The following is a 16870-nucleotide window of genomic DNA, read 5'->3' as shown; positions in this document are numbered from 1 at the left end:
TAGCGTGCTTCACGCGTCGCCCCTGTGCGGGGCGGCACCTACTTTTCTTTGCCGCCGCAAAGAAAAGTAGGCAAAAGAAAGCGGCTAACACCGCCAGTTCTTGTTCCTGCCTGAGGGCCCCCACAGGGTCTTACGCCTCACACGGCAACGTCCTTGTTCGCCCGTGTTGCCAACGCTTCGAATAAGCGCCTCACCTGCTTCAAACTCCCGTACAAAGGCCAGAGGCAGCGAATGGTTTGCGCCGCCCAGGTGGCAAACTGTGTGTAGGCTGTCGCGTCGTACAGGGTTGCGCTCTTACAGGGTGGGACGCCTGCGCTATCGGTCCGAAGTGTGGCGTGTGTGGCACTACGGCCTACACACAGTTTGCCATCTGGGCGGCGGAGGAATATCTGGCATGACGTGCCGCAACGCGGGTGCGTGAAGCGGGTGCGGCGCACCGCAAGAGCGTTGGCAACGAACATGGGTCACGTGATTGCCGTGTGAAGCGTAAGACCCGTTGGGGGCCCTCAGGCAAAAACTAGAACTAGCGGTGTTAGCCGCTTTCTTTTGCCTACTTTTCTTTGCGGCGGCAAAGAAAAGTAGGTGCCGCCCCGCACAGGGGCGACGCTTGAAGCACGCTAACAAATCGCGGATGCCAGCGCAGAGGCAAACGCCGTAACGCGGATGCCAGCGCAAAGACAAAAATCCAAAAGCGACGCCAGTTACAGGCAAACCCAAAGGCAAAAGCAAACCCAAACAGCGTCGCCGACAACACCCAAACCTCACCTCTCCATCATCTCCCGAGCCCAAACCACAGCAGCACGAGCCGGCGCAACGCCAGTTGCCTTAACCCTCTCAGCAAGCTCAAAAACCCGCGGCGCGATCATTGCAACCTCATCCAGCACCGCCTGCTTATCGGCGGAGCCGAGATACTCCCGCACGCAGCTAATAATCCCACCTGCATTGACGAGAAAATCCGGCGCATAAAAAATCCCACGCTGATGCAGCACATCACCCTCAGCCAGCGACATCAGCTGATTATTAGCGCCACCAGCAATAACCTTAAACTGACAACCAGCCGCTACAGCCTCGGTAATCGACCCACCCAGCGCGCAAGGCGCAAACACATCAGCGTTGACGGATGCAATCCGCGCCGCATCAGCGATCTGCGCGCCAAACATCTGCTGCGCGCGCCCGGTCTTGCCTGCATCGATATCCGACACAATCAGTTCCGCGCCCGCGCGATGCAGCCGTTCGCACAAATCCCAGCCGACCGAACCCAAACCCTGCACGGCAACCGAAATGCCTTCCAAAGTGTCACGCCCAAGCGCAACCTGCACCGCCGCCTTCAGGCCCACGAACACACCATAGGCGGTGCGCGGCGACGGATTCCCGCCATACACGTCGTTGTCGCGCGGAATGCCGCTCACATACGGCGTCTCGCTCTGCACCGCGCGCATGTCGTCGGCCGTCGTGCCGACGTCTTCAGCCGTCAGATAAACGCCGCCGAGCGATTGCACGAGCCTGCCGAACGCCTTGAACAGCGCCACGCGATCCATCTGCTCCGGACGCTTCAGGATCACCGCCTTGCCGCCGCCGAACGGCAGTCCCGCGAGCGCGTTCTTGAACGCCATGCCCTGTGACAGACGCAGCGCGTCGTGATACGCCTCGTAGTCCGAGGCGTACTGCCAGTAGCGGCAACCACCAAACGCAGGGCCGCGCGCAGTGCTGTACACCGCGATCACGGCTTGCAGGCCGGATTCGGCATCGCTGGCCGCGACAATGCGTTCGTGGGCCGGTTCGCCGTGAAGCCCGAAAAGCGTTCCGGCAAAGTTCGTCGTCAGTCGGTCCATCAGTGTTCCTTCCTTGTGGGCAGGCAGTTGAGTCCGCGCGAAGCGATCGCCTCGCGCCGGCTGGCCGCTCGTCGTCCGGGTCGCGGACGCAGGCAGCGAAGTTCTCGGGACCCGCGCAAGGCAAGGTCATCCGTCGCAAAAGTGTATGCGGTCAAATTGGGAATTTTGTGCTGTTGATCAGGCACAGAACGGGATCGTGGCAGAATAATCGACTATCAGAACGGCATTACAGAAGACGAATCGTCTTGACCCGGAGACTGCATGAAACTGGACGCCACTGATCAGCGCATCCTGCGCGAACTGCGCAACGACGGACGCCTCTCAAACGCGAAGCTCGCCGAACGTGTCGGCCTGTCGGCGACGCCTTGCTGGAACCGCGTGCGCGCACTCGAAGAGGCGGGTGTGATCGAAGGCTATGCGGCGCTGCTCAACCAGAAAGCGTTGGGCTTGCCAGATACCGTCATCATCGAAGTGAAGCTCGCGAAGCACGATGAGCGCACGCTGGACCGCTTCGGCGAAGCGCTCGCCGATCTGCCGGAAGTGGTCGAGGCGTTTCTCGTGTCGGGGGAATACGACTATCTGATCAAGGTTGCGGTGGCGGGCACGGAAGGCTACGAGTCGTTTCTGCGGCGCAAGCTGTATCGCCTGCCCGGCTTTCAGGACAGCCGCTCTTTGTTCGCACTGCGCTGCCTGAAGCGCTCGGTCTCCGTCGAGCCTTGAGCGCTGCAACCATCACACCGCAAACGACTGCTCTTCGAACGGCATTGGCATGCCGAAGTAGAAACCCTGCATGACCGTGCAGCCAAGCCCGCGCAGCACGCTCGCCTGCGCCTCCGTCTGCACGCCTTCGGCCACACACGTCAGTTCAAGCGTGCGGCACAGATCTACGATGCTGCGCACGATGTCCTGTGCCGCCGGATCGGCGTCGATGCGGTCGAGAAAGCCGCGGTCGATCTTGATCTTGTCCAGCGGCAGCCGGTGAATGCAGGTAAGGCTCGAATAGCCCGTGCCGAAATCGTCGAGCGAAATGTGAACGCCTAGCTGCTTGAACGCATCGAGCGACGCGAACGCCTGCTCGAAATCCTGAATGACGGCCGTCTCCGTCACTTCGAAGGTCAGGCGATCAGGCGCGACGCCACTCTCGCGAACGATGCCCGTAATGTTCGCAACCGCGTCCACCGAGCCGATATCGCGCGCCGACAGATTGAAGGCGACGCGCACGGCCGGATCGCACTCGCGCATCGTCGCGAGCACCTTGCGCAATAGCGCCGCCGTCACGGTATGAATGAAATCGCTGCGCTCGGCGACCTTGATGAACAACGCCGGCGGCACGTCGCCGAGCGTCGGGCTGGCCCATCGCGCCAGCGCTTCGTACGACACGACATGCTCGCGCACCGTGTCGACGATAGGCTGGAAATGCAGCGTCATTTCGCGCTCGAGATCCGCATGCCGCAGCGCCTGTTCAACTTGCCCAAGCTCGCGAATCTGTTTTTCGTGCTCCGCCGAGAAGATCGTCGTGCCGCCGCGGCGATGCTCCTTCGCGAAGTACAACGCGTAATCCGCGCGCTCGAACAGTTGCGCGGGCGAGCGGCCCGCATCGGGATAGATCGCAAAGCCGAGCGATCCCGACAGCCGCGCAGTCGCGCCATGCCACGCGTACGGCGCGCGCAGCGTTTCGCAGATCGCCGCGCCGATGTCGCGCAAGTCCTGCGGCTCGCGCACGTCCGTCACCAGCAGGCCGAACTCGTCGCCGCCGAGCCGTGCAAGCTGGGTATGCGGCCCCGACACGTCGAGCAGCCGCCGGCCGACTTCTTCGAGCACGCGGTCGCCTGCGCCGTGGCCATATAGATCATTGACCTGCTTGAAGCCGTCGAGATCGATTACGCCGACGGCGAATCGGGCCTGCCCTGCCTGCGCCGTTTCGAAGAGCGCGTCGAGATCGGCCAGAAAGCGCCGGCGGTTCGGCAACCCTGTGAGGATGTCGAGATTGGCGAGGCGCGAATTTTCGTCGCTCAGCCGTTGCAGTTCGGCCTGCTTCGCCTGCAATGCATGCTTCGATCCAACGAGGTTCGCAAAGTCACGATAGTAGGTGACCAGTACGAAGATCATCGCGACGGCAACCAGCAGCATGTTGATCGCAATCGCAACAAGCACCGCGTTATGCGTCAGCGAAAAGAACAGCGAGAACGGCACGATCACGATGGCCGTCAGCAACAACGCGGCCTTGCGCATGTGCATCAGACAGAAGATGCAGCCGATCACCGTAATCGACATGTAGAACGCCACGTGCGCGCGTGCGTACGGGTCGCCATACGGGAAAAGCAGCAATCCCCAGCCCGTGAAGATGACGCCCAGCAGTCCAATCAGCCAGACCGTCGTCTTGAGCCGCGACGCGACCTGTTCGTCCGTCAGCGACGCGAGGAAATTTCGTCGCCTCACCCACACGACCAGCCGGATCGCGCAGGCCGTACACATCGCGAGCGGCACCCAGATGGCGAGCCACGCCGGCGCAACGGCGACATGCGTCGCGGCCACGGCGACGCTGTTCACCACGAGGATCACATACAGCAGCGGCAATTGCCGTGAAAACGCGTCGAACTGCGAGCGTGACAGCGCGGCCTTCACGGCAGGAACAGTACGAAACGAGGCGAGGTCCTGCGGGCGAATCATGGCTCGGCAGCGTGAATGGGTCGGCAAGTCCGGGGCGCCGCCTGTTGGTACGTCCAGGCTGCGAGAGGCGATGGCGTCTGTCGCATACCTGCATGTTTACGGCAGTTGCGCGGCGAACCTGATGATACGAGACCGACTATGTTCGCCAGTAAAGAAAGCAGCGAGATGAGCCGCGCTGTCTCGACGGCGCCACACACGCTTGCACAACACACGTGCGTAATGCTCGCGAAAAGCCCTTTTTTACAAGGTATTCGTCAGATCAATAGCGTGTTGATAGCGCAAAACCGTTCATCCGCCTATGACCACAGCCGCGATCTCGACGAACAGAATTTTCACGATCGTCATCGATGGAAAGATCATCGCGTAGCCGATATCGGGGCGATCGGTCGGCGCGATGCGATTCGCGAACGCGAGGATCGCCGGGTTGCCCGTCGCGCCGCTGATCACGCCGACGGTCGCGTCGAACGGCAGGCGAAAAAGCCACAGGCAGCACGCCGCCGTGATACACACGAGCGCAATCAGAATGGCCGCGCCGTACAACAGGAACGAGATGCCCGTGAGGCCGATCGTCGCAAAGAACTTCGGTCCCGACGACAGCCCGACCTGCGCGAGAAACACCGTCAGTCCGAAGTTGCGCAGCACGAGATTCGCCGAAAGCGGCATCGTCCAGACGAGTCCACCCATTCGCCGGATCTTGCCGAGATAGAGCGCGACCAGCAGCAGCGCGGCGAGCCCGAGCGACAACTTGCCGACGCCCGGTATCGGCAGCGGAATCAGGCCGACCAGCAAGCCGAGCGCCGCACCGATGCCGATCGAGATGTAGCTCAACTCCGCCGTTCCCTTGATCGAATCGCCGAACAGCTTGCGCACCGCATCGCGTTGACCGGGACCGATCAAGAGACCGACACGGTCGCCGAACTCGAGTATCAGATCGGGACTCGGCAGCATGTCGGCGTCGCCGCGACGCACGTGCGCGATCGAGCACACCATGCCGTCGGGAAATCGGATATCGCGCAGCGCATGGCTGACCACGGTGCGACTCGACGCGAACACGCGCAGATAATCGAGATCTTCGCGGAAACGCGTCATGCGTCCGGGGTGCAATTCGCCGAGCAGTTCGGTGGCCTTGCGCAGTTCGTCGCCATCCATCGACGTCGCGAGCAGCACGTCGTCGGTTTGCATGACGAAATCGTCGGCGGGCAGCTGGTTGTGATGCGCGCGGCGCACGGCTGCGATGCCGAGGCCCGCGGGCAGACGCGCTTTCAGTTCGGGAAACGTGAGGCCGACGAACGCCTGGTTGCGCAGCGCGATCTCGGCCGTCTCCATGATGTGCGCGGGCGGCGCTTCGATCTTGCGCGCCAGCGCGACGCTCAGCAGATAGAGAAACAGGATCGGCCCGGCGACGCCGAACGGATACGCGACGCTATAGCCGACGGCCGCCCCTTCGCCCTTCAGCACGGCAAGCACCGCCTGCAGGCTTGCCGTGCTGGTGCCCGCGCCCGCATACAGGCCGAGCGCCTGATCGAGCTTCACGCCGAATAGCGGCCCGAGTGCGAGCGACACGAAGCCCGCGCCGATCACGCCGAGCACGGCGGCCGCGTTCGCCTTGAGTCCATCGGTACTCGACAAGCCGGCGAAGAACTGCGCACCGTACTGCACGCCGATGCCATAGAGAAACAGCAACAGACCCAGCGTGCCGAGCACCGCGGGCGGCGCGGACTTCGGCGCAAAGCCGCCGATCGCAAGCCCGACGAACAGCACCGCGCCCGAGCCGAGCGCCACGCCTTTGATGCTGAATTCGCCGATCACATAGCCCAGCGCGATGGTGAGGAACAAAGTGAGCAACGGTTGCGATTCGAGCAATGTACGGATTGCATCCATGTTCGCTCCATGGGTCGTGTACTGGCCTTGCTGTTAGCTAACGGAAGAGCATGATGCGACTGGAATGGGCGCACGCCGCTTTGAGGCTATCCGCCCATGTATTGCCAGATCAATCATAGACGCTGTGCGCGGCCGGGTTGGTTTGGTTTGCTTGTGTTTTCGCTGGCATCCGCGATTTGTTAGCGTGCTTCAAGCGTCGCCCCTGTGCGGGGCGGCACCTACTTTTCTTTGCCGCCGCAAAGAAAAGTAGGCAAAAGAAAGCGGCTCACACCGCCAACATTTCTTCTTGCCTGAGGGCCCCCAACCGGTCTTACGCTTCACACGGCAGCATTTCTGTTCGCGTTAGTTGCCAACGCTTCGAATGACCGCCTCACCTACTTCAAACACCCGAACTTGGGCTAACGGCAGCGAATCGTTTGCGCCGCCCAGGTGGCAAACTATGTGTAGGTTGTCGCGTCGTATAGCTTGGCGCTCTTACAGGGTGGCACGCGTGCGCAATCGGGTCCGAAGTGAGGCGTGTGATGCGCTACGGCGTACACACAGTTTGCCACCTGGGCGGCGGTGGACTATCTGGCATGGCGTGCTCGGACGCGGGTGCGTGAAGCGGGTGAGGCGCACCGCAAGAGCGTTGGCAACGAACATAGGTCACGTGATTGCCGTGTGAAGCGTAAGAACCTTTGGGGGCCCTCAGGCAAACACAAGAGCTGGCGGTGTTAGCCGCTTTCTTTTGCCTACTTTTCTTTGCGGCGGCAAAGAAAAGTAGGTGCCGCCCCGCACAGGGGCGACGCTTGAAGCACGAAGGCATAGCGCGGATGCCAGCGCAAACCCCAAAAAACCAAACCGGCCCCGCAACGAAAGCGCAAACGCGGATGCCAGCGCAAAGGCCCGATGCCAGAGAAAAACAAGCAAACTAGAACATTACCGAAATGTAATCAGACACCACACACATCTCGGTATGATTGAAACGTCAAAATCCAGCAGCAAAGCGGAGCAGAACGATGCGCATCCTTGTCATCGAGGACGAACCCAAAACAGCGGCCTACCTGAAGAAGGGACTAGAAGAGTCCGGCTATTCAGTCGAGGTAGCGAACGACGGCTCGCACGGCCTGATCCTCGCGCAGGAGGAAGACTACGACGTCATCATTCTCGACGTGATGCTGCCGTGGATGGACGGCTGGACCGTCGTGAAAACGCTGCGTGCCACGCGCACCACCCCCGTGCTATTTCTCACCGCACGCGACGACATCGACGACCGTGTACGCGGCCTCGAACTCGGCGCCGACGACTACCTCGTCAAGCCTTTCGCATTCGTAGAACTGCTAGCTCGCGTGCGCACACTCGCACGTCGCGGACCGCCGCGCGAAAGCGAGCTGATCCGCATCGGTGATCTGGAGATGGACGTGAACCGCCGCCGCGTCAAGCGCGGCACCACGCGCATCGATCTCACGCCGCGCGAGTTCTCGCTGCTGCAACTGCTCGCGCGCCGCCACGGCGAAGTGTTGAGCCGCACGCAGATTGCGTCATACGTGTGGGACATGAACTTCGACAGCGACACGAATGTCGTCGAAGTCGCGATTCGCCGCTTGCGCAGCAAGATCGACGACAACTTCCCCGTCAAGCTGATTCATACGGTTCGCGGTGTCGGCTATGTGCTCGAAATCAAGGAAGCGGATTGATGCGCGGCCGTTCGATCACCACCACGCTCGCGCTCGCGTTCGGCGCGACGACGCTCGCCGTGTTCGTGCTGGTCGGCAACTTTCTCTATCGCGCGCTCGAACGTGAGATCAGTTCGCAAGACGACATGAGCATCGTGCTCGCTGCGCGTCACGCGCGGCGTCTGGCGCAGGAGATCGAAGCATCGAAAGGCATTCGCGAGCATGGCGACCGGATCACGAGCATCGTGCTGGGTAATCCGGGCATGTCGATGGAAGTGTTCGATCCCAACGGGCAACTCGCCATCGAGCACAATCTGACGAGCACGCTCGGCATGCCCGTGCCCGCCAGCGACACTTCAATTCTCGCCACCGGCCGCTCCATTCAGCGCGTGCCGCCAACGGCGCGCATCACGGCAGACGACATCGTCGCGTGGCACAACAACACGGGCGCGCCGATTCGCGGTGTCGCCACCGACGTGACCTTGCGCGACGGCGAAATGGTCAGCATCCTGATCGCGCGCAACCTGAGCGACCGCTACGAACTGCTCGATCAGTACCGCGACCAGCTCAAGATCTACGGCATCATCGGCGTGCTGCTGACCACGGTGCTCAGCTATCTGCTGATTCGCGCGGCGATGCGGCCCGTAAACGATATCGCCGCGAGCGCCGCGCAAGTCACCGTGAACCGCCTGAATACGCGCATTGCCGTTAAACGCGTGCCGCGCGAACTCGAAGCGCTGGTGACGACGCTCAACGCCATGCTCGAACGCATGGACCACGGCTTCAAACAGATGTCGCGCTTCACCGCCGATCTCGCGCACGACATGCGTACGCCGCTCAGCAACATGCGCGGCGCGACGGAAGTGGCGCTCGCACGCACACGCTCCGCCGACGAGTACGAAGCGCTGCTCGCATCGAACCTCGAAGAATGCGAGCGTCTGTCGCGCATGATCGAGAACGTGCTGTTTCTCGCGCGCGCGGAGCATCCGCAGTTCGTCAAGCACATGCGCGTGTTCGATGCCGTGCAGGAATTGACGCGCATCGGCGAGTATTTCGAAGGGGTCGCGGAAGACGCCGGCGTGCGCGTTCGCGTGACAGGTGCCGCGATGCTCACCGCCGATCTCGAACTCTTCCGCCGCGCCATCGGCAACCTGCTCGCGAACGCGCTGCGCTATACGCCTCGCGACAAGGAGATCGTGCTCGACGCGCATGAGATCGATGGCGACGTGCGCGTCACGGTGTCGAACGAAGGCGAGCCGATTGCGCACGAACATCTCGAACGGATTTTCGACCGCTTCTATCGCGTCGATCCGTCGCGCAGTTCGTTGCCTTCTTCCGGTTCGCCGCAAGGGTCGCCGGGATCGACGGGGCTGGGCCTCGCGATCGTGCGCACTATCATGGATCTGCACGGCGGCACCGTTCATGCGGAAAGCGACGCGCGCAGCACGCGCTTCGTGCTGACGTTTCGTTGAGTGCGCGCGCCAACCCGGCTGCTATTCGGCTGCTATTCAGCCGCTATTGCGCCCGCAGTCCCGACAGCGTCACGCGCAGTCCCGCGCCGTTTTCGTTGTTGTCGACGCTGAGCGTCGCCTGATGCCGTTGCGCGATTTTCAGCGCAATCGCGAGGCCCAGCCCGCTGCCATGTTCCTTGTTGCCCGCGCTGCGATAGAAGCGGTCAAACACGCGTTCGCGCTCCGCGTCCGGAATGCCTGGCCCGCTGTCCGACACGCATAGGCCGATGCCGTCGCCGCTGCGCTTCAGGATCACATCCACCTTTCCGCCGCACGGCGTATAGCGGATTGCGTTGTCGATCAGATTGTTGAGCAGCACCTCGATACCGGCTGGCTCGGCGCTGACCTTGTAGGCATCGTCGGAATCGCGGGAGGGATTGAACTCCAGGCCGAGGTCGATCTGCCTCTCCTCGGCGAGCATCGAAAAGTCGCCTACGGCGCGCTCGCATAGCCGGCGCAGGCTCACTGGCTCGAAATGCGCGCTGCGCTGCGCGTCTTCACGCGCCATCGTCAGCAGTTGATGGACGAGATGGATCAGCCGGTTCAGGCGCCCTTCGATGCGCTCGAAGGTCTGTTTGCTGCCGACCAGTGAGCCGTCGCGCTCCGCTGCCTGCAATTGCAGCTTCAATGCGGCCAGCGGCGAGCGCAGTTCGTGCGCGGCATCGCCGACAAAGGTGCGTTGCGATTGCGAGGCGACGTTCAGGCGATGCAGCAGATCGTTGAGCGCATCGACGAGCGGCTTCAGTTCGACGGGCATGCGTCCGTCCAGTCGCAACGGTTCGAGCGAATCGAACGAACGGGTTGCGAGCGCGCGCGAGATGCTCCCGATCGGCGCAAGACCCCGGCCGACCACGAACAGCACGATCAACACGATGACGGGAAGAAACAACGCGAGCGGCCACAGCGTGCGCAATGCGAGATGCCGCGCGAGATCTTCGCGCACAGACACGGGTTGTGCGACCTGAACGAAACGGTCGCCTTCCTGCACGCCGAAGACCCGCCAGTGATACTCGTCGCGCTCGATGGTGCGCAGGCCCGGCGGATAACGCGGCACGTCGAGGCCTTCGAGCGACTTGTACACGCTCTGGCCCGCGTCGTCCCACACTTCGATGAACAGGCGATCGTCGGCGAGGCCCGCGAAATCCGGCGTGCGCTGCGCGAGCGCGTTGCTGCTGCCTATCGTCGCCGGCACGGAGAGCGCCACCGTGCGCAATTCGTAGTCGAACAGTTCGGTCGCTTCGAGCCGCGCCGTGTAGAAGATGCCGTACGCCGCGACCAACGCAGCGAGCGCGAGGCCGGCGATCAGCCAGCCGAGCAACCAGCGCCGGATCGACGTCATACGGCGCGCTTGAGCCGATAACCGACGCCCCGCACCGTCACGATCTGGTCGGCGCCGATCTTGCGCCGCAAGCTATGCACATGCACTTCGATCGTGTTGCTGCCCACTTCCTCGCCCCAGCCATACAGCTTGTCTTCGAGTTCGGAGCGCGTGAAGACGCGCGTCGGCTCTTCGATCAGCGCCTGCAGCAGGCTGAATTCGCGCGGCACGAGCGACAGCAATTCGCCCTTCAGCGTCGCTTCGTGTGCGGCGGGGTTCAAGGTGAGATCGCCGTACGCGTACTCGGGATGGGCATGCCCCGTGCGCCGGCGCAGCAACGCGCGCACGCGCGCCGCGAGTTCATCGAGATCGAAGGGCTTGACGAGGTAGTCGTCGGCGCCAGCGTCGAGCCCCGCAATGCGGTTCTCGACAGCGTCGCGCGCGGTGAGAATCATCACGGGCGCGCTGCCGCCGCTGCGCCGGTAGCGGTTGAGCACGTCGATGCCATCTGCCTTCGGCAGGCCGAGATCGAGCAGCACCAGATCGTAGACATCGTGGGCCAGCGACAGCTCGGCTTCGCGCCCGTCATGCGCCCAATCGATGGCATAGCCCGCGCCGCGCATCGTATCCACGACGGGCTCGCCAATCATTTCGTCATCTTCTACCAGCAGCAAACGCATCGCGCACTCTCTCCGTCGATAGCCTCCATTCTCCGAACCCGTAGCTTAGCGCGCCCTTAAGCGCTTCTTCACCCGGAAATCGCTCATCCGCTCGCGCCGAGGCGCCTGGGTATCGCGGGCAGGCCCTCGCAGGCTTCGCATCGGCCGAAGATCACCAGGCTCGACGTCACGTAGTGAAAGTGCTGATCGGCGGCGATCTTTTCCTGCTGCTGTTCGAGGCCTGGATCGTACGCGTCCTGAATGCGGCCGCAGCGGTTGCAGACGAGGTGATAGTGGCGCTGGCCGCGATTGAGTTCGTAGATGATGCGCGCATCGCCCAATGTCGCGCTCGAAATGAGGTCCGCCTCATGCAGCTGCGAGAGCGCGCGGTAGACGCTCGCCAGGCTGCAAGGCTCCGGCTCGCGCGACAGCTTGCGGTACACCTGATCGGCAGTGAAGTGCTCGTGTGGGAGCTCGTGAAAAAGCCTCAGCACGGACGCCCGGCTCGTCGTCGGGCGCAGGCCGGCCGCTTTTAGCGCAGCGTAGATCGCAATCATGTGGAAGCCCCGTCCGGTAACGCGAAGCCTCTGTCGGGCTTCGCAACGGGCCATTCTGGCCGCGCGATCCTTAAGAATCGCTTATCGGGGCTTGTGGAGCGCGCGCAGCGCGCGTATTTGGGCGCTTCGGCGCGCTTTGCGTGCGGCGCTCAGAGGAGTTCCAGGGTCCGCTCGTCCGGCTTGCCGCCGAAGTATCTGCCAAGCGCATCGGTGAACACCGGCTCGTCGGGCGCGGCTTTTGAAAACAGCGTCATCGACGAGTGGAACTTCAGGTAATCCGGGTAGCCGAAGATGGTCTCGATCGAGCGGCCCTCGACTTCGTTGACAGCACGCGTCACTTCCTTTAAACGGGGACCGAGCACCGGATGTTGCAAATACGCGACAGCTTCGGGTAATGAGTTAATGGCAAATTTTTGGGCCATTTGACTCGTTCCGAGGCCCTGAAACTGGGGAAAGACGTACCACATCCAGTGGCTTTGCTTGCGCCCGTTGCGCAATTCCGCTAGCGCCTGCCCGTAAATAGGTGCCTGAGCATCGACGAAGCGTCGAAGGTCGAATTTATCGTCCATCCCGTCCTCCGCAGTTCTGTTGCGTGCCGCAGCAAATGCATCCGGCATGCCCATCATCTCCCTACGAAAACCTTTCAAACCAGTCCTTCCTGCCGTCAGCACACCGTAAAAGGGTCTCCGATGCGGCATTGCGACACTATGTCTCACCTCTGATCGCGCAATAGTTCGTTCGCATCAAAGTGCTGTACTGCAACACGTGTCTTTCGTATTATGCGAGCGCTTATAAAAGGAGCAAGGAAATGCATGCGTTCGTTCGTTTGTTTTTGTAGAGGGCCGCGATGACGAAAAAAATCGCGGGCCGGCTAGCCGGTCTCGTCTCAATTGCCCCAGCCCTCCTGCTTTCGGGGTGCAACAACCTTGATCTGCTCGCGCCGAAAGGTCCCATCGGTGCCGCCGAGAAGTCGCTGATCGCGACCTCGACGTGGGCGATGCTGATCGTCGTGGTTCCTGTCATCTTCCTGACGCTGCTGTTCGCATGGCGCTATCGCGCATCGAACAAGTCCGCCGAATACCGTCCGAACTGGTCGCATTCGACGGCAATCGAAGTCGCCGTCTGGACGATCCCCGCACTGATCATTCTGTTCCTCGCCGTCCTGACGTGGAAGAGCACGCATGAGCTCGACCCGTACAAGCCGCTCGAATCGAACGTGAAGCCGATCAACGTCGAAGTCGTCGCGCTCGACTGGAAGTGGCTGTTCATCTATCCGGATCTCGGCATCGCTTCCGTGAACCAGCTGGCGATTCCCGTGGGCACCCCGGTGAATTTCCGCATCACGTCGGACACGGTGATGAACTCGTTCTTCATCCCGCAACTGGGCGGCCAGATCTACGCGATGGCAGGCATGCAGACGCGTCTGCATCTGCTGGCTGATGAACCGGGCGATTACGCCGGCACTTCCGCCAACTTCAGCGGCAAGGGCTTCTCGGACATGAAGTTCCGCACGCTCGCTGAGTCGCAACAAGACTTCGACGCATGGGTCGCGAAAGCACGCGCATCGACGGATCACCTCTCGATGGACCGCTACTACGCAGTGGCGAAGCCGGAAGAGAAGGCGTCTGTGTCGTACTTCTCGTCGGTCGATCCCAAGCTCTTCAACAACATTGTTGCCCGCTACAACAACGGTCACGTCATCGACAACATGAAGGACGTGAACTGTGCACCTAACGGGACCAAGGGGTAAGCATGTTCGGTAAATTAACCCTGGAAGACATTCCGTATCACGAGCCGATCATCGTCGTCGCCGGTATCGGGATGATTTTCGGCGCGCTGGCTGTGCTCGGCGCAATCACGTACTTCGGCAAGTGGCGTTACCTGTGGACGGAATGGCTCACCTCCGTCGACCACAAGAAGCTCGGCGTGATGTACATCGTCGTGGCCATGATCATGCTGCTGCGCGGCTTTGCCGACGCGATCATGATGCGTACGCAGCTCGCGCTCGCGTACCACTCGCCCGGCTATCTGCCGCCGCACCACTACGATCAGGTCTTCACGGCGCACGGCGTCATCATGATCTTCTTCATGGCAATGGCCTTCATGGTCGGCCTGATGAACCTGATCGTGCCGCTGCAGATCGGCGCACGCGACGTCGCGTTCCCGTTCCTGAACTCGCTGTCGTTCTGGATGACGGCGATCAGCGCGATCCTGATCAACATCTCGCTGCTGGTCGGCGAATTCGCGCAAACGGGCTGGCTCGCGTATCCGCCGCTGTCGGAGCTGCAGTTCAGCCCCGGTGTCGGGGTCGACTACTACCTGTGGTCGCTACAGCTCTCGGGTATCGGCACCTTGCTGACGGGCGTGAACTTCTTCGTCACGATCATCAAGATGCGCGCGCCTGGCATGACGCTGATGAAGATGCCCGTGTTCACGTGGACTGCCCTGTGCACGAACGTGCTGATCATGGCGGCATTCCCGATCCTGACCGTCACGCTCGCGCTGCTTGGTCTCGACCGTTACCTCGGCATGCACTTCTTCACGAACGATGCCGGCGGCAACGCCATGCTGTACCTGAACCTGATCTGGGCATGGGGCCACCCTGAGGTCTACATCCTGATCCTGCCTGCGTTCGGTATCTTCTCGGAAGTGATCTCAACGTTCGCGCGCAAGCCGCTGTTCGGCTACAAGACGATGGTCTACGCAACCTGCGCGATCATGGTGCTGTCGTTCCTCGTGTGGCTGCACCACTTCTTCACGATGGGTTCGGGCGCCGACGTCAACGCGTTCTTCGGCATTGCGACGATGATCATCGCGGTCCCGACGGGCGTGAAGGTGTTCAACTGGCTGTTCACGATGTACAAGGGCCGCATCGAGTTCACGACGCCTGTGCTGTGGACGCTCGGCTTCATGGTCACGTTCACGATCGGCGGTATGACGGGCGTGATGATGGCGATTCCCGGCGCGGACTTCGTGCTGCACAACTCGCTGTTCCTGATTGCTCACTTCCACAACGTGATCATCGGCGGCGTGCTGTTCGGCTACCTCGCTGGCATGAACTTCTGGTTCCCGAAGGCGTTCGGCTTCAAGCTGAACGAGAAGCTCGGCAAGGCTGCGTTCTGGTTCTGGCAGATCGGCTTCTGGGTTGCGTTCACGCCGCTGTACGTGCTCGGCTTCATGGGCATGACGCGCCGTCTGAACCACTACGACAACCCGGCATGGCATCCGTGGCTGCTGGTTGCTGAACTGGGCGCAGTGCTCGTCGCAATCGGTATCGGCTGCCAGCTGCTGCAAATCGTCGTGTCGATCCGCGATCGCAACAAGCCGGAAAACCGCGACCTCACGGGCGATCCGTGGAATGGCCGTACGCTCGAATGGGCGACGACCTCGCCGCCGCAGATCTACAACTTCGCAACGGTGCCTGTCGTGCATGAGCTGGACGCATTCCACGACATGAAGCAACGCGGCAATGTCGAGAAGCCGGTGTACCGCGACATTCACATGCCGTCGAACACGAGCGCTGGTTTCTTCATCGGCGTGTTCAGCCTTGCGCTGGGCTTCGCGTTGACGTGGCACATCTGGTGGCTGGCTATCGCGGCCTTTATCGGCGCGATCGGTACGTGGATCGCACGCAGCTTCGATAACGACACCGACTACTACATCCCGGCCGAAACCGTTCGACTGATGGAAGAACGTAACGGCGCTGGTTCGGGCGCGGCGATCGCCAAGCAACTGCCCGAAGCTGAGGAGATTGCCTGATGCTACAAAAAGCTATTGTTGCGGACCCGCATCATCACGACGCGGAACACGCTCCGTCCAATTCGGTGTTCGGCTTCTGGCTGTATCTGATGACCGACTGCATTCTGTTCGCGGCGCTGTTCGCGACGTTTGCAGTGATGAGCCATCAGTTCGCCGGCGGTCCGAGCGGCAAGGATCTGTTCGAGATCCAGGGCGTGGCGATCGAAACGGCGATCCTGCTGTTCTCGAGTATCACGTACGGTTTCGCGATGCTCGGCGCGCACAAGAACAACAAGAGCACCACGTTGTTCTGGCTGGCTGTGACGTTCGTGCTGGGCGCGTCGTTCGTCGCGCTGGAAATCCGCGAGTTCTCGCACATGATCGCGGACGGCGCGGGTCCTGACCGCAGCGCGTTCCTGTCGGCGTTCTTCACGCTGGTCGGCACGCACGGCCTGCACGTCACGTCGGGTCTGGTGTGGATGCTGGTGATGATGATTCAGGTCGTGCGCGCGCCCGCTCTGGGCGAGCGCGAACTGCGCCGTCTGACGTGCCTGAGCCTCTTCTGGCACTTCTTGGACATCGTGTGGATCGGTGTTTTTTCGTTTGTCTATCTTGCGAGCGTGATCTAAATGAGCAGCCATTCTCACTCATCACATTCGGCGCACGGTGACGAAAGTCACGGCAGTTTTGGCAGCTACATGATCGGGTTCGTGCTGTCCGTCATCCTGACGGCAGCCGCATTCGGCGTGGTGCTGGCGGGCTGGGCAACGGGCACGCAGGCGCTCTACGCGATTGCCGGTCTCGGCCTCGTGCAGATCATCGTTCACCTGGTGTACTTCCTGCACATGAACACGTCGTCGGGTCAGCGCTGGAACGTGACCGCGTTCGCGTTCACGGTGCTGACGGCTGTTATCGTGATCGGCGGTACGCTGTGGGTCATGCATAACGTCAGCATGAACATGATGTCGCGCTAACCTTGCGTTAAGCGCGCATCCTCGCGCCGGTTGCACACGACGTATCGTGCGGCCGGCGCGGCTTCCCTGCCCTGC

14 protein-coding genes are annotated in these 16870 nt (G+C 61.7%); 7 read left to right on the top strand and 7 right to left on the bottom strand.

From position 1 onward, the window contains the following. Nucleotides 1-761 precede the first annotated feature (761 nt). Nucleotides 762-1832, bottom strand: a complete 1071-nt coding sequence (locus BLT65_RS16915; RefSeq protein ID WP_091779295.1) for a Leu/Phe/Val dehydrogenase — start codon at nucleotides 1830-1832, stop codon at nucleotides 762-764. A gap of 261 nt (nucleotides 1833-2093) precedes the next feature. On the opposite strand from BLT65_RS16915, the gene BLT65_RS16910 reads away from it, so the two are divergent. Beyond that, a complete protein-coding gene (locus BLT65_RS16910; RefSeq protein ID WP_091779293.1) occupies nucleotides 2094-2552 on the top strand; it encodes an Lrp/AsnC family transcriptional regulator in 459 nt (152 codons plus the stop codon). Nucleotides 2553-2564: 12 nt separating this feature from the next. On the opposite strand, the gene BLT65_RS16905 is transcribed toward BLT65_RS16910, so the two are convergent. Next, nucleotides 2565-4502 carry a putative bifunctional diguanylate cyclase/phosphodiesterase gene (locus tag BLT65_RS16905; RefSeq protein ID WP_091779291.1) on the bottom strand — a complete coding sequence of 646 codons (1938 nt, stop codon included), beginning with the start codon at nucleotides 4500-4502 and terminating at the stop codon, nucleotides 2565-2567. Between the two features lie 288 nt (nucleotides 4503-4790). Beyond that, the gene (locus tag BLT65_RS16900) at nucleotides 4791-6383 is read right to left on the bottom strand and encodes an aspartate:alanine exchanger family transporter (protein ID WP_091779289.1); all 1593 of its coding nucleotides are present in this window, start codon (nucleotides 6381-6383) and stop codon (nucleotides 4791-4793) included. A 998-nt stretch (nucleotides 6384-7381) separates the two neighbouring features. Here BLT65_RS16900 and BLT65_RS16895 point away from each other — a divergent pair. Both BLT65_RS16895 and BLT65_RS16890 read left to right on the top strand, forming a co-directional pair. Then, entirely contained in the window at nucleotides 7382-8059 is a 678-nt protein-coding gene (locus BLT65_RS16895) for a heavy metal response regulator transcription factor (protein ID WP_007586698.1), read from the top strand. Then, on the top strand, nucleotides 8059-9510 hold the full coding sequence (locus tag BLT65_RS16890) for a heavy metal sensor histidine kinase (protein ID WP_091779286.1): 1452 nt from the start codon (nucleotides 8059-8061) through the stop codon (nucleotides 9508-9510). Before BLT65_RS16895 ends, BLT65_RS16890 begins: the two co-directional genes overlap by 1 nt. A gap of 43 nt (nucleotides 9511-9553) precedes the next feature. Here BLT65_RS16890 and BLT65_RS16885 read toward each other — a convergent pair whose 3' ends face one another. The 4 genes from BLT65_RS16885 to BLT65_RS16870 all read right to left on the bottom strand — a co-directional run bounded on the left by BLT65_RS16885 (nucleotide 9554) and on the right by BLT65_RS16870 (nucleotide 12652). Further along, complete coding sequence (locus BLT65_RS16885; protein WP_091779285.1) at nucleotides 9554-10888, bottom strand: sensor histidine kinase; 1335 nt, start codon at nucleotides 10886-10888, stop codon at nucleotides 9554-9556. Further along, on the bottom strand, nucleotides 10885-11547 hold the full coding sequence (locus BLT65_RS16880; protein WP_042314949.1) for a response regulator: 663 nt from the start codon (nucleotides 11545-11547) through the stop codon (nucleotides 10885-10887). The genes BLT65_RS16885 and BLT65_RS16880 overlap by 4 nt, the downstream gene beginning before the upstream one ends. Nucleotides 11548-11630: 83 nt before the next feature. Next, nucleotides 11631-12083, bottom strand: coding sequence for a Fur family transcriptional regulator (locus BLT65_RS16875; protein WP_042314950.1), 453 nt, complete (start codon nucleotides 12081-12083; stop codon nucleotides 11631-11633). 149 nt (nucleotides 12084-12232) lie between these two features. After that, nucleotides 12233-12652, bottom strand: coding sequence for a DUF1810 domain-containing protein (locus BLT65_RS16870; protein ID WP_091779429.1), 420 nt, complete (start codon nucleotides 12650-12652; stop codon nucleotides 12233-12235). A 278-nt stretch (nucleotides 12653-12930) separates the two neighbouring features. On the opposite strand from BLT65_RS16870, the gene cyoA reads away from it, so the two are divergent. The 4 genes from cyoA to cyoD are packed head-to-tail and all read left to right on the top strand — an operon-like array spanning nucleotide 12931 to nucleotide 16795. After that, nucleotides 12931-13833 carry a ubiquinol oxidase subunit II gene (cyoA, locus tag BLT65_RS16865; RefSeq protein WP_042314951.1) on the top strand — a complete coding sequence of 301 codons (903 nt, stop codon included), beginning with the start codon at nucleotides 12931-12933 and terminating at the stop codon, nucleotides 13831-13833. A 2-nt stretch (nucleotides 13834-13835) separates the two neighbouring features. Next, nucleotides 13836-15842, top strand: a complete 2007-nt coding sequence (cyoB, locus tag BLT65_RS16860; RefSeq protein WP_091779283.1) for a cytochrome o ubiquinol oxidase subunit I — start codon at nucleotides 13836-13838, stop codon at nucleotides 15840-15842. After that, on the top strand, nucleotides 15842-16450 hold the full coding sequence (cyoC, locus tag BLT65_RS16855; RefSeq protein WP_007743998.1) for a cytochrome o ubiquinol oxidase subunit III: 609 nt from the start codon (nucleotides 15842-15844) through the stop codon (nucleotides 16448-16450). Before cyoB ends, cyoC begins: the two co-directional genes overlap by 1 nt. Next, on the top strand, nucleotides 16451-16795 hold the full coding sequence (cyoD, locus tag BLT65_RS16850) for a cytochrome o ubiquinol oxidase subunit IV (RefSeq protein ID WP_035999922.1): 345 nt from the start codon (nucleotides 16451-16453) through the stop codon (nucleotides 16793-16795). Nucleotides 16796-16870 lie beyond the last annotated feature (75 nt).

This window comes from Paraburkholderia steynii (genome assembly GCF_900100565.1).
Taxonomy (GTDB): domain Bacteria; phylum Pseudomonadota; class Gammaproteobacteria; order Burkholderiales; family Burkholderiaceae; genus Paraburkholderia; species Paraburkholderia terrae.
Note: the sequence above shows the minus strand (reverse complement) of the source record. Positions and strands in the feature narration are given on the sequence as shown.

What these genes read in the sequence shown, in the direction of transcription:
- BLT65_RS16915 (WP_091779295.1), bottom strand. Translation starts at nt 1,832, where the DNA reads ATGGACCGACTGACGACGAACTTTGCCGGAACGCTTTTCGGGCTTCAC.
- BLT65_RS16910 (WP_091779293.1), top strand. Translation starts at nt 2,094, where the DNA reads ATGAAACTGGACGCCACTGATCAGCGCATCCTGCGCGAACTGCGCAAC.
- BLT65_RS16905 (WP_091779291.1), bottom strand. Translation starts at nt 4,502, where the DNA reads ATGATTCGCCCGCAGGACCTCGCCTCGTTTCGTACTGTTCCTGCCGTG.
- BLT65_RS16900 (WP_091779289.1), bottom strand. Translation starts at nt 6,383, where the DNA reads ATGGATGCAATCCGTACATTGCTCGAATCGCAACCGTTGCTCACTTTG.
- BLT65_RS16895 (WP_007586698.1), top strand. Translation starts at nt 7,382, where the DNA reads ATGCGCATCCTTGTCATCGAGGACGAACCCAAAACAGCGGCCTACCTG.
- BLT65_RS16890 (WP_091779286.1), top strand. Translation starts at nt 8,059, where the DNA reads ATGCGCGGCCGTTCGATCACCACCACGCTCGCGCTCGCGTTCGGCGCG.
- BLT65_RS16885 (WP_091779285.1), bottom strand. Translation starts at nt 10,888, where the DNA reads ATGACGTCGATCCGGCGCTGGTTGCTCGGCTGGCTGATCGCCGGCCTC.
- BLT65_RS16880 (WP_042314949.1), bottom strand. Translation starts at nt 11,547, where the DNA reads ATGCGTTTGCTGCTGGTAGAAGATGACGAAATGATTGGCGAGCCCGTC.
- BLT65_RS16875 (WP_042314950.1), bottom strand. Translation starts at nt 12,083, where the DNA reads ATGATTGCGATCTACGCTGCGCTAAAAGCGGCCGGCCTGCGCCCGACG.
- BLT65_RS16870 (WP_091779429.1), bottom strand. Translation starts at nt 12,652, where the DNA reads ATGGACGATAAATTCGACCTTCGACGCTTCGTCGATGCTCAGGCACCT.
- cyoA (WP_042314951.1), top strand. Translation starts at nt 12,931, where the DNA reads ATGACGAAAAAAATCGCGGGCCGGCTAGCCGGTCTCGTCTCAATTGCC.
- cyoB (WP_091779283.1), top strand. Translation starts at nt 13,836, where the DNA reads ATGTTCGGTAAATTAACCCTGGAAGACATTCCGTATCACGAGCCGATC.
- cyoC (WP_007743998.1), top strand. Translation starts at nt 15,842, where the DNA reads ATGCTACAAAAAGCTATTGTTGCGGACCCGCATCATCACGACGCGGAA.
- cyoD (WP_035999922.1), top strand. Translation starts at nt 16,451, where the DNA reads ATGAGCAGCCATTCTCACTCATCACATTCGGCGCACGGTGACGAAAGT.